General features: G+C 63.6%; 13 protein-coding genes. All 13 read right to left on the bottom strand.

Annotation, left to right across the window (positions count from 1 at the left end):
- Nucleotides 1–6: 6 nt before the first annotated feature.
- Nucleotides 7–336, bottom strand: coding sequence for a phage tail protein (locus ACUZUJ_RS08985; protein WP_088476214.1), 330 nt, complete (start codon nt 334–336; stop codon nt 7–9).
- Nucleotides 333–3,122 carry a phage tail tape measure protein gene (locus tag ACUZUJ_RS08980; protein ID WP_458220445.1) on the bottom strand — a complete coding sequence of 930 codons (2,790 nt, stop codon included), beginning with the start codon at nt 3,120–3,122 and terminating at the stop codon, nt 333–335. Before ACUZUJ_RS08980 ends, ACUZUJ_RS08985 begins: the two co-directional genes overlap by 4 nt.
- Nucleotides 3,123–3,632: 510 nt before the next feature.
- Complete coding sequence (locus tag ACUZUJ_RS08975) at nt 3,633–3,932, bottom strand: DUF1799 domain-containing protein (protein WP_458220444.1); 300 nt, start codon at nt 3,930–3,932, stop codon at nt 3,633–3,635.
- 8 nt (nt 3,933–3,940) lie between these two features.
- Nucleotides 3,941–4,249 (bottom strand): phage tail assembly chaperone, encoded by a 309-nt coding sequence (locus ACUZUJ_RS08970; protein ID WP_164166315.1) that lies wholly within the window; start codon nt 4,247–4,249, stop codon nt 3,941–3,943.
- Complete coding sequence (locus ACUZUJ_RS08965) at nt 4,249–4,908, bottom strand: phage tail tube protein (protein ID WP_458220443.1); 660 nt, start codon at nt 4,906–4,908, stop codon at nt 4,249–4,251. Before ACUZUJ_RS08965 ends, ACUZUJ_RS08970 begins: the two co-directional genes overlap by 1 nt.
- A gap of 71 nt (nt 4,909–4,979) precedes the next feature.
- Nucleotides 4,980–5,336 (bottom strand): DUF3168 domain-containing protein, encoded by a 357-nt coding sequence (locus ACUZUJ_RS08960; protein WP_458220442.1) that lies wholly within the window; start codon nt 5,334–5,336, stop codon nt 4,980–4,982.
- A complete protein-coding gene (locus ACUZUJ_RS08955; protein WP_458220441.1) occupies nt 5,333–5,836 on the bottom strand; it encodes an HK97 gp10 family phage protein in 504 nt (167 codons plus the stop codon). Before ACUZUJ_RS08955 ends, ACUZUJ_RS08960 begins: the two co-directional genes overlap by 4 nt.
- A complete protein-coding gene (locus tag ACUZUJ_RS08950; RefSeq protein WP_458220440.1) occupies nt 5,833–6,183 on the bottom strand; it encodes a head-tail adaptor protein in 351 nt (116 codons plus the stop codon). The genes ACUZUJ_RS08955 and ACUZUJ_RS08950 overlap by 4 nt, the downstream gene beginning before the upstream one ends.
- Complete coding sequence (locus tag ACUZUJ_RS08945; RefSeq protein ID WP_458220439.1) at nt 6,180–6,659, bottom strand: head-tail connector protein; 480 nt, start codon at nt 6,657–6,659, stop codon at nt 6,180–6,182. Before ACUZUJ_RS08945 ends, ACUZUJ_RS08950 begins: the two co-directional genes overlap by 4 nt.
- Nucleotides 6,660–6,662: 3 nt before the next feature.
- Nucleotides 6,663–7,133 carry a hypothetical protein gene (locus ACUZUJ_RS08940; protein ID WP_458220438.1) on the bottom strand — a complete coding sequence of 157 codons (471 nt, stop codon included), beginning with the start codon at nt 7,131–7,133 and terminating at the stop codon, nt 6,663–6,665.
- Between the two features lie 61 nt (nt 7,134–7,194).
- On the bottom strand, nt 7,195–8,445 hold the full coding sequence (locus ACUZUJ_RS08935; RefSeq protein ID WP_458220437.1) for a phage major capsid protein: 1,251 nt from the start codon (nt 8,443–8,445) through the stop codon (nt 7,195–7,197).
- 11 nt (nt 8,446–8,456) lie between these two features.
- Nucleotides 8,457–9,299 carry a head maturation protease, ClpP-related gene (locus tag ACUZUJ_RS08930; RefSeq protein ID WP_458220436.1) on the bottom strand — a complete coding sequence of 281 codons (843 nt, stop codon included), beginning with the start codon at nt 9,297–9,299 and terminating at the stop codon, nt 8,457–8,459.
- The gene (locus ACUZUJ_RS08925) at nt 9,277–10,551 is read right to left on the bottom strand and encodes a phage portal protein (RefSeq protein ID WP_458220435.1); all 1,275 of its coding nucleotides are present in this window, start codon (nt 10,549–10,551) and stop codon (nt 9,277–9,279) included. Before ACUZUJ_RS08925 ends, ACUZUJ_RS08930 begins: the two co-directional genes overlap by 23 nt.
- Between the last annotated feature and the right edge of the window lie 8 nt (nt 10,552–10,559).

The raw sequence follows: 10,559 nt of genomic DNA, 5'->3' as shown, positions 1-10,559 counted from the left end.
CACTCCTTACGGCTGAAACGTCTGTTCGAAGGTGGCCGTGACGCTGTACGTCAGGCCACCGAGGTGGGAGTCGGTGTAGGTGTCGCAGTAGTACAAGCCCGTTCCCCACGGGCTGGCCCAAAGGAAGGAAGCACCCACGTGTGTATCGAGGAAGGCGACGATCTCGGCGATCACTGCCTTGGACGCGACAAAGCTCAGTTGGTACTTCCTGGAAACGGAGTTGATGCCCTCCGCCGCTTGTTGCGAGTAGCCGTCACCGAACCTTGCGCGCCTCACCGATGCAGTCGCGGAGCCGCTGCTCTGACTGGTGGCCTGCCAGTGGAATGTGTCGGTCATCGGCTGCCCCCCATCACCCTCATTGCACCGCCATCCTTCATTGACCGGATCTGCGCGTCGTTGATCTTCATGTCGATGAGCTGGCCGATTTCCTTGCCGAAGCGCTGCCACACAGGTGTGTCAGCAGAAACGTCGGTAGAGCCATCGGTGTTCACCACCACGTTGACATTCACCTGAGACGCTCCGGAACCACCACCATGAGCAGCTACGCCCAGCCGCCCATCGGGACCACGCCGCAGCGGCATGATGGCCTCAGGACCGGCCTCACCGAACACACCGGCTCCCTTCGCGAAGGCGAACAGCTGCGGGGAGCTGTAGACACCCCCGGAGTAGGCAGACAGGCTTGGCGAGGTGTAGACGCCACCGTTGGCATTGCGGCCGATGTTGGCGAGAAGATCGGAGTTGATCTGCTGCGTTCCGCTGGTAGCTGCAGCATTCCCCGCGGCAGTGACCCCGCCACCCCAAGCACTGGCGATCATCCCGGCGATGCCGACGATTGCCTGCTTTGCGGCAATGCGCGCCAAGTCGGCGATGATCGAGTTGGCCAGGTCGCGGAATGACAGCTTCCCGGTCATAGCGAACTGAACCAGGGCGTCCTCCGCGCCTTGGAACGCATTCGTCAGCGCCGAGTGTGCCTGGCCGGCTGCATTGTTGGCCTCTGTGGCATAGTCCTCGAAGGCTGCGCGTGTGCCATTTCGCCAGTCGCCCATCGCGGCAAGCCGGCGGGCCTGGTAGTCCTTCTCCAGCTGCAGCTGCTCATCCCTGTGCCTAGCAGCATTCGCCGCAAGCTGGTCCCATTGGTCCTGATCGGTGGCCACCTGGCGGTCGCCCAAGCGCTTCAGCTCGTCCTCGTATTCCCGCTGCACGTCCATCTGCCGGCGCAGCTGGGCGACGGCATCCTGGCCGCGTCCGTAGCTCATCAGGTCCAGCTCGTTACCCCGGCGCCGCGACTCGGCCTGCTGGTCGAAGATGGCCTGTTGCCGGGTTAGCGCCTCCAGGGTCTTCTTCTGCTTGTCCTTGGCCTCCACCAGGTCGCCAGTGGTCTTCAGCTCCTCCAGCATCGTCCTGATGCGCTTCCGATCGGCCTCTGGAATCTTGGTCCCCAGCCGGTCCAGCTCTTCCAATACCTGCACCCGCAGCCGCTGGCTGACGGTCAGCTTCTCCTCGCTGCCTGACTGCTCTTTGTTCAGAGCTACCTGCTGCTGGATCCTGGCAACGATCGATGTAGCCGGGTTCGTTTTGGAGCCGTCACCGCGGCGTGCCTCTGCCTCCTGGAACTGCTTGCGCGAGGCAGCCAATTCCCGGTCGATATCGGCCTGATCTTTGCCGAGCTTCTTGCCAAGGGCGACGATCTGCGCCTCTTCCGCCAGCTGCTTCTGACGCTTTGACAGGTTCTGTCCTGACAGGCGCTCCCATTCCTGCTGGTCCTTCTTCCGCTGCTCCAGCCGTTTGCGCTCCCCGGCGCTGTCGATCGATGCCTCTGCGCCGTCGCTGTAGATCCCCGCCATCGTGACGGTGGGCTTGGGGGCAAGTCCCCAGTACCGCTCGGCAAAGTCGTTCGCTGCACCAATCAGACCACCCGCGAGCTTTGCCTGACCTGATATCGGGGTAAAGAATGATGCGGCTTCCGCTACCGCGCCCCGCTTCAAACCGGTGCTGCGGGAGAGAAGGCGATCAGTGAGATCGATGTACCGCCCCAGCTCGTTGAAGGCTGAGGACGTGTCGTCCTTTACTGCCTTCCACCATTGGCTGACACCCGAAAGGGACTCACGCGCCTTGGCCGACACATCTCCAAGACTAGCGTGATAGATCCGGATCGCCTCAGTAACCGCTTCTTGCTGCCTCCCCTCTTCCTGCAGCGCGGTCACCCTATCGAGCTGCGCGCGGGTGAGGAAGTGCTCGGCCTCGTTCAGCTTGAGCAGTCCCTCAACCGGATCCTTTGCCAGCTCTTTGAACTTGTCGATGGTGGAGTCGATGCTCTGGCCGGTCGCGCCCTCCATCTCTGCCGCTGATTCCGAGACCAGGCGGAACTGTTCACCGGTGAAGCGTCCTGATGCCGCAACCTGTGTCAGCGCAGCCAGAGCCTTTCCCCGCGATACACCGCCAAGGCTGTCCATCTGCCGAGCGAGCGCCGCAATCTGCTCGGCACTGGTCCCGGCATAGTTCCCGGTCGTGATCAGCGCCAGTTCCGCTTGCCGCTGCGCCTCGCCAACCTGATACCAGGCCACTCCAAGCGCGGCAGTCGCCGCGGCAGCAGCCGTGAGCGGGTTGATCATCGAAAGCAGCTGCGACGCCAGGGCCGCGGCCGCTGGCCGGATTCCGCCGAACATGTCCTTGAGCTGGCCGCCCTGCTGCAGGAACACCGTCAACGGGTTCTGGCCACCCTGCAGACTGACGGCAATGTCCGTGATCTGAGCCGGAACGCCACGCATGGCTGCTGCCTGCTGGGCCGCGCTGACGCCATAGGCGTTCAGCTCCTTGCCCGAGCGCTTGGCTGCCGTTTCCGCGCGGGCCAGTTTCTGCACGATCTCGTCCAACACCGGTCCGCTAGTGCGCAACGCGGCGTTGTAGGCCAGCTGCTGAGACCGGGTCATGCCCAGGGTGTCGGCTTGGCGTATCAGCGTATCGATCCGACCACGTTCCGCACGGGACAGCTGCTGGTACTGCTGTTGTGCGCTGCTCGACATGTCGGCAACACCACGCTTTGCTGCGGTAATGGCGCTATCGAACTGCTGCGTATCGACCACCAGGTCAATGCGCGCGGCACCAAGTGATTGATCAGCCATCTATCTACCTCGGCCATAAAAAAACCCGCCAGTTGGCGGGTTCACGGACTTCTCTTAATTGGAGTGGCGCTATGCGCCTCCTCGTTCATCGAGCGGCACTCAATGCCCCGCGCAGCGAAACCGACACCCGAAGCCGCCAGCGCAACGATTGCAGACCAAACCCTGAACAAAAAACCCCGCCAACTGGCGGGGTTCTTCTTTACGAAAGTGGTGAGCAGCCCCTTAGGTGATGCTCAGAATTCCAACCCAAGCCAGCCAAGATCCATACTCTCGCTTGAGCTGATGCTGCAGCTTTCGAGCTGCCTCATCGGGCGAGGCAGCAGAGATGTTCCTGCATGACCGCCCGGTTACTTCGCGCCCTGAGTCAAACCTCAGAGTACGCGCGTACTTGACACTGTAATTCATAACAAGCCTTATGCCCCGCGGATTGATTCACCGTGGGAAATCCACCGGAACATCTACCGGGGCAAATGGAGCCTAACACAAACTAGGGCTGAGTCAAAACCTCCCCTACCCCTCCATCAGGCGAGCCATGGCTTCCACTTCGATCACCCTGATTCCCGCCATCACCTCCTCTCTGCGGTCGCCCTGCAGCCTCTCACGGTCGAGCTCCCGATGAACCTCTTGGTAGTCCAGCCCTATCAGGCCTCCGGCGCTGCTGCGCCACTGGGTGGAGACCCTCGAATAGATCGTGATCGGCAAGGCGCACTCCGGCCAAAGCTCAACCTCGGGCGCGGTGAAGTGCTTGGCCTTGAGGCCGGTGCCGACGAGCTCGGCCTCGGTGGGGGCGCGCCAGTACAGCGCCCCCACCGCCTCGATCAGTTTCCCTTGCGGGCCACCTGGATCGCCTGTGCGTAGCCGGTGATGATCACCGCGTCCAGGCCGATCTGCTGTTGCAGGGCCTCATCCACGCCGGCCGTATCCAGCGACACGTCCGCATCCCATTCCGCCACCATGTCCAGGATCGCTTGAGCCGGCGTGATCTCCTGCCCCGCCAGGCGCTGCAGGAGCGCGGTGTACGCCTCCTGTGTTAGGTGCCGATAGATCAGGTTGAGCTTCTGCTCGCGGCCGTGGCCGATGATGGTCAACGATGCCTTGAAGGTCTCCGGGGCCTTTACCTTGAACATCAGGCGCCCTCCACCAAAATCGAATCGGCCAGGGCCGTGAACGTCGCGGTGGTGCCCATCGGGGTGTTCGCGGTCATGGTCGGGTCGCCGTCGTAGCTCAGGTAGCCATACCAGTAAAGAACGTCACCGCCGGCAAGCTTGGCCCGCAGCACCACTGGCTCGCCCTTGGCGTCGACCGTCTTCAACGCCGGATACCAGGGCTTGGACGGGTCGTAGTAGAGCGGGATGGTGATGGTCTTGGCGTTCTTGAAGGTCGGGATCTGGATCTGGCGGCCGGTCGGGTCCTCCAGCAGGGTCCCGCTCCAGTACTGCTGTTCTCCGCCGGCGGTGGTCGGATCGCCCTGCTGGTCCAGGTCGATGAAGGCGGCCGCCTTGCGCAGCGAGCCGGCGCCGCTGGTGCCCGGGTACAGGGTGGTATCGGTGGTGTCGGTGCCGAGCAATTCGATTGCACCGGTGGATTCGGCGCCAGCGCGGGTCGTGCGGTAGTTCAGGGCCGGCCAGCCCGGGATCTCCAGCACCACCACATCGTCGGTGTCGACTGCATTGGCGGCAATGCTCGCCAATGCCGGCGCCGCCTTGGAGATGCCAGTGGTTGCGATCTTGGTGGCCAGCACCGGCGCGAAGCCGAACTGGGTGCCCTTCGGGAGCTTGAGTGCCATGTGTTGTCTTCCTCTGGTTGAAAACGAAAAGCCCGGCACTTGGCCGGGCTGTTGCGGGGTTGGTGGGTTGCCTACGGGTCAGGGAACCAGAGCCCGAAATCCAGGCGGGCGCCGTATCCCTTGATGGACGACTCGTACATGGCGACTGCGGCGCCGTAGGGCTCGGAATGGGGAACGCCGGAACAGATCGCATCCTCGATACGGCGGATCAGCGTATTGGCTTCGGACCTGGACTTGGACCAGATGGTTATCTGCACCCGCGCATGCTTGTGGTCCGGTATCGATCCTTCGAGGAACCACAGGGCCTGGCCGCCAACCTGCTGATACACCGCAAACGGGAAGACCGGCTGGTCCGGTGGAATGTCCGGGTAGAAGCGCCCCTGTACCAAGGGGGCGATCAGGGCATGGAGGGAACTTTCGTAGCTCATCCGCTGCCTCCTCGCGCCTCACGCAGTAGCTCAGGAAGCCGCTCCCTGCCCCTCTCAACCATCGCCGCCTGCGCGCGCGATAGGGACGCCTCGTACCCTGGCCGGACGAAGGGGTTGGCAGGCACCCATTTTGGCTGCGCCAGCGGAGCCCCCAGCGTCCAGGAGCCGTCCTTATCCTTGTAGACCGCATGCGTCTGCCAGTGCCCGAACTCCACCAAATGCCCGTGTGGTGCCTTCTTGGCGTTCCACGAGATCGAGTACACCTGCCGACTGTCGGTTGATCGGCCATCCCGGTATGCCAAGTAGATTGCGTCGCGGAGACTGCCGGGGCGCAGGCTTCCACCTTCCTCCGTGCCGACCGGAGCCCGCAGCTTCACCTCATCCCGAATGACCTGGCCACCTGCAACGCCCATGGAGCGCGCGAGCCTGACGCGGGAGTCGAGAAGCGCCTCCAGTCCCTTCACCGCGTCGGAGAAGTCAACGTTGGCCTTGATGCTCATCCGCTGTTGCCTCCCTGCTCAGTGATGATGAAGCCCTTGCCACGGTCTTTTAGGTCGCGAGTTACGCCCTTGACCTCAAAGATCAGGCCCTCGTGAACGATCCGCATGGACTCATCGACCGCGAACGACTGCAGAGTGGCGAATCGGACCATGAAGCTGTAGCGTGCGATCGACGCTGGCACCCCGCCGGCCAAGCTTGCGCGAATGGCGCCGAGTCCGGTTTCGTTGGCGATTCCTGCCCATACCTCAGCAACCAGCTCCCAGCCCTGATCAGGCTGGCCCCAGTCATCGGTCCCCTCGGCTGGGCGCTCGATTCTGATCCTCCGGTTGAGATCTGACGTTCTCATGGCGTCATCACCCGCCTGTAGGGCCGAAGAAGCGGAATCACACCCATCGGTAGTTCGACGGCGGTTGCTCCGATCACCACTGCCGCCTGGTTGTCCCACAAGTGCGCCAAGGTCAACCGGACGGCTGCAACCACGCTCGGGTTGACGACCATTCCAGCCAGGTCCCGCGACAAGGCCAGATCGGTCGACGCCTTGCGTTGCCTCGCGACGGAGCGCATCGCCGCTGCTTTGGCCGCGTCAGGCTCAGAATCTGCCGCCGTCATGGATGCGGAGTAGGCCGAGGCAGCTTCCGCCGCTTCACCCGGGAACGCGTCCAAAGCGGCATCCAACGCGGCCTGATCGGCGAACAACGATCGGTTAAGGTATGCCGCCGCCGCATCTTCGGCCGATGCGAGCAGCGCCGCCAGCTCTGCATCGGCGTAATCCCCATCGACCCTGCATTGGGCGCGGCACTGCTCAGGCGTCAACAGGGGCATGGCTCACTCCTTCTTGCCGTCGGCCAGCGCCGCGGCCAGCTTTTCAGGACCCCAGCGCTTGTCGAACGGGATACCTGCGGCTTCAAGCTGCGCCATCAAGGCTGGCTTGTCTTCGGCAGCGACCTGGCCCTTGTCGTCCTCGCCGGACAGCTTGTCGACGGTCTCTGCGATCAGCGCCTCGCGTGCGCTGTCCTCGAGCGCGTTCCAGTCCTCCACCGACAGCCCCGAGGCTGCGTGTGCGCGGCCAACCACGTCGCTCAACGATAGGACACTTCCGTCGGAAAGCTCGAAGCTCGCCGGCTGAACACTGGATCCCAGCAGGAACGGGGGCGGTGTGTCTGCCATCAGGCTGAGCGCACCGACAGAGAGTGCACCGGCCTCCAGCTCGGGCGGGCAGTCATCGCCGGCAACGAACTGGACGGGATAGATCTCGCCTTCCGGCACTCCACGGAAGGGCTTGATGAACTTTGCCATTGCGGCTCCTCGATCACAGGTTGGATGCCGGGCGGCGCGAGGCCGCCCGACGGGTGGGTGATCAGGCCGAAGCCGCGATCTTGAGGGCGCGCATCGGCTCGGGGTTGTGCACACCGCCACCCACGCGCTTGGTGGTGTAGAACATCACGTAGGGCTTGTTGGTGTACGGGTCGCGCAGCACGCGCACCCCCTTTCGGTCGAAGACCGTGTAGGTCTGCTTGAAGTCACCGAACAGCATGCCGATCGCGTTCGCCGCAACGTCCGGGATCGCAGCCACTTCCTGCACGGCGAAGCCGGCCAGGGTCGACGGCTGTCCGGCCACCAGCGACGGCTGCCACAGGTAGTTGCCCTGGGTATCCTTCAGCTTGCGGACCACACCCTGGGTCTTGCGGTTCATCGCGAACTTGGCGCCGCGGGTGAATGCAGACGGCAGGTCATAGACCAGGTCGATGATGCTGTCGCCGTTGATTCCGGCCGCGACACCGCTGTTCACGACCTTGATGGCACCGAACGGGTGCTTGGCAGCGTTGGCACCACCCTCTACGTAGGTCAACATGCCGAAGGGCTTGTTGACGCCATCGCCGGACCAGAAGCCGGTGCCTTCCTGCTTGGAGAACTCGGTCTCGACTTCGCCAGCCAGCCACGCTTCCAGGTCGATTTCAGCGTCATCCAGCAGCTGCTGAGTTGCGGCCGGGTTGGCATAGATCTCCCCCCACCCGAAGTTCAGCGACTGGAACTGTGCCGTACCGGTCTGCGGACGCGCCGCAGTTTCGCCAACCCACCCCGACGCAGTACCGCCCATGTTGAACAGCTTGGTCAGGCCGGCGCCCGAGCACGGCTGGACCGTGGCCAGCTGGCGCATGTCCGACAGGATGACCAGTCGGTCGGTGATGGTGCGGTCCCATTCGACAGGGGCCAGATAGCCGCCCTCATTGTCCGCGCCCTTGTTCAGAGCCGCCTGCACGTCACCCTTGCGGAAATGCGCGCGGAAGGATTCGGTGTACTCGGCATCGGCGACACCGCTGCCGGCGCTACCACCGCCCATCTGGAACGCGGCCATCTGGGTGTTGGCCTGGTCGACCGCAGCCTGCAGGCGGGTGATATCGGCATTGATGTTGTCGACCTTCAGGGCCTGCAGTGCATCGGCGCTGCCCTTCTTGATCTCTTCGAGCTGCTTGGTGTGCTCGGCCTTGAACTCGGCGAATGCCTTGTTCAGCGACTCCACCAGCGCCTTCACGTCGGGCTGGTTTGCGCCTTCGGCGCGCACGGAAACGAGGCCGCGCGGGACGCGGCCGTGGGTCATCTTGGTCATGTGTTGGCCTCTTAGGCTTTGATGTTGTCGAGAAGGCCCTGCAGCAGGGCCGAGGTTTCGTTGCCGCCAGCGCTCGGCGTAGCGGACCCGGCAGCGCTCGGCTTGCCGTTGAACAGCGATTTCAGGGTGTCGCGTCGCATGGATCGGGAGTGGCCGGCCTTGGCCATCGCCGCCTCGACCAAGGCCAACGCCTTGCGCCCGCCCGATGCCTGCTTGGCATCCTTGGTGGCGGCAGCTCCATCGAGAAGACCATCGGCAAAGCCGTCTTCCACCGCCTGGGCGGCACCAATCCAGGTCTCCTCGTCCATCATCCGAGCCGCCTCGGCCTCGGTGACGCCCGAGCGGGCCGCGTAGACCTTGGCCATGGCCGTGTCGAAGGGTTCCAGCAGCTTTGCGGCATCGGCCATGTCGTGCCGATTGCCGATGGCCACCGCCCAAGCGTTGTGGATCATCAGGAACGATCCGTCGCCCATCAGGATCTCGTCGCCGGACATTGCGATCACCGACGCCGCCGACGCGGCCAGGCCCATGACCTGGACCGTCACCCTGCCCTGGTGCTCGCGCAGCAGGTTGTAAATCGCGACACCTTCAAAGAAGTCGCCGCCGGGCGAGTTGATGTTCACCACCACGTCTTTGTCGCCGATGGTGCGTAGGGCGGCGCTGATCCGCTTGGCGGTAACGCCAGTGCCCTCCCAGTTTTCGCCGATCGAGTCATAGATCGAGATGCTGTTCGCGTCGTTGCCGGCGGCGCGGACTTCGGGCTCCCAGCGCTCGAGCGCATCGGGGCGCATATCGAACTGGGCGGCGCCGAGCCGCCGCTCGGCACGAATTTCAGGCAGCTGCCGGAGGCTCATTGCTCTTTCCCTTCTGTGTCATGGGGTTGATCAGGTCGTTGGCCCCTGGCTGATCCGATTCCGGATAGTCCAGCAGGTCGCGGATCTCGTTCTGCGTGTGGAACGGCGCCGTACCGCCTGAGCCGAGAGCGGCCTTGAAGAAGTCCGCCTGATCCTTGAGCGTGCCTCGCATCAGCGCCCGCACGTTGAACTTCGGCTGGTAGCGCTCCAGATCCCGCTCGTCGATCAGAGATCGCGCAATTGCCTGCTCCCAGTTGGTGAAGTGCTCCAGCATCGTGTACTGCAGGAAGAAGATGCCCAACTGCTCAATGCCAGTGCCCCAGCTGGTATCGCTCAGGAACAGGAGCGGTCGAGGCACGCCGTAGAGCCTGGCCACCTCCTCCACCTGTGCGCTGCGGTTCTCGACATGCTGGGCCTCTTGGGCGGTGCTGCCGAACTTGTTGGCCTTGGCCCCTTCCTCCAGAAGCATCCATTTCTGGGCTGCTGTCGCTCCAGCGTACTCAGTGTCCAGTGACCCACGCATCCGGCCATAGGCCATGTCGCTCAACGCCTGCGGAACCTCAATGGCGCCGCCGGCCATGTTGCCGGTCTCAAAGATCCGGCTTGCTGCCTGTTCCGCATCCAGCGCCAGGCGAATAGCCCGATCTGCCAGCTTCATCCTGGATAGGCTGGTCACGCCGTCCACGGAAAGATCGCGAATGTGCAGCACTTCCTCCTGCTTCAGGATCACCTCGCCGCGTTTCTTGCTGTTGTACCGGTAGATCATCCGCCAGTCGTCGCCAAGCTCAGCGCGAACCGCGAGGGAATCCATCGGGATGAGGTGGATTGGCCGGCCGGCGGACCACACGATTCTCGCGTAACCATCGCCGTGCCGCTGCCGGGCCAGCTCCATCTGCCGCTTGAACTCCAGCGGCGTCTGCCACGGATTTGGCTTGATCTTGAGTAGGCGGTGCGCTGGATGCTCAACGGCTATCCGCTTCTTCCCACCCGACTCAACTAGGTTCAGCGGCAGCATGCCGATGGTCCCGCAGATCAGAGACAGGCAGCGGAGTACCGCCATATTGCGCAGCTGGTAGCCGCCACCGCCATGGCCGGCCTGCGATCGGATGAATTCCAGTAGGGCCGGGTCATCCATTCCGGTGAACTGGCCGGCCTCAGCCCGCGCGTTTTGTGGAGGAGGCGAATCAAGGACGGCCGGAGGGTTCCAGTACCGGTCCAGGGACGCCAGATCATCGGCATTGAAACGAGACATGAGGTTCC

It is taken from the genome of Stenotrophomonas sp. S4 (assembly GCF_054187805.2).
The sequence above is the reverse complement of the archived record's forward strand: the minus strand, read 5'-3'. Positions and strand labels throughout refer to the sequence as shown.

What these genes read in the sequence shown, in the direction of transcription:
- ACUZUJ_RS08985 (WP_088476214.1), bottom strand. Translation starts at nt 336, where the DNA reads ATGACCGACACATTCCACTGGCAGGCCACCAGTCAGAGCAGCGGCTCC.
- ACUZUJ_RS08930 (WP_458220436.1), bottom strand. Translation starts at nt 9,299, where the DNA reads ATGAGCCTCCGGCAGCTGCCTGAAATTCGTGCCGAGCGGCGGCTCGGC.
- ACUZUJ_RS08955 (WP_458220441.1), bottom strand. Translation starts at nt 5,836, where the DNA reads ATGAGCATCAAGGCCAACGTTGACTTCTCCGACGCGGTGAAGGGACTG.
- ACUZUJ_RS08965 (WP_458220443.1), bottom strand. Translation starts at nt 4,908, where the DNA reads ATGGCACTCAAGCTCCCGAAGGGCACCCAGTTCGGCTTCGCGCCGGTG.
- ACUZUJ_RS08960 (WP_458220442.1), bottom strand. Translation starts at nt 5,336, where the DNA reads ATGAGCTACGAAAGTTCCCTCCATGCCCTGATCGCCCCCTTGGTACAG.
- ACUZUJ_RS08980 (WP_458220445.1), bottom strand. Translation starts at nt 3,122, where the DNA reads ATGGCTGATCAATCACTTGGTGCCGCGCGCATTGACCTGGTGGTCGAT.
- ACUZUJ_RS08940 (WP_458220438.1), bottom strand. Translation starts at nt 7,133, where the DNA reads ATGGCAAAGTTCATCAAGCCCTTCCGTGGAGTGCCGGAAGGCGAGATC.
- ACUZUJ_RS08935 (WP_458220437.1), bottom strand. Translation starts at nt 8,445, where the DNA reads ATGACCAAGATGACCCACGGCCGCGTCCCGCGCGGCCTCGTTTCCGTG.
- ACUZUJ_RS08945 (WP_458220439.1), bottom strand. Translation starts at nt 6,659, where the DNA reads ATGCCCCTGTTGACGCCTGAGCAGTGCCGCGCCCAATGCAGGGTCGAT.
- ACUZUJ_RS08925 (WP_458220435.1), bottom strand. Translation starts at nt 10,551, where the DNA reads ATGTCTCGTTTCAATGCCGATGATCTGGCGTCCCTGGACCGGTACTGG.
- ACUZUJ_RS08950 (WP_458220440.1), bottom strand. Translation starts at nt 6,183, where the DNA reads ATGAGAACGTCAGATCTCAACCGGAGGATCAGAATCGAGCGCCCAGCC.
- ACUZUJ_RS08970 (WP_164166315.1), bottom strand. Translation starts at nt 4,249, where the DNA reads ATGTTCAAGGTAAAGGCCCCGGAGACCTTCAAGGCATCGTTGACCATC.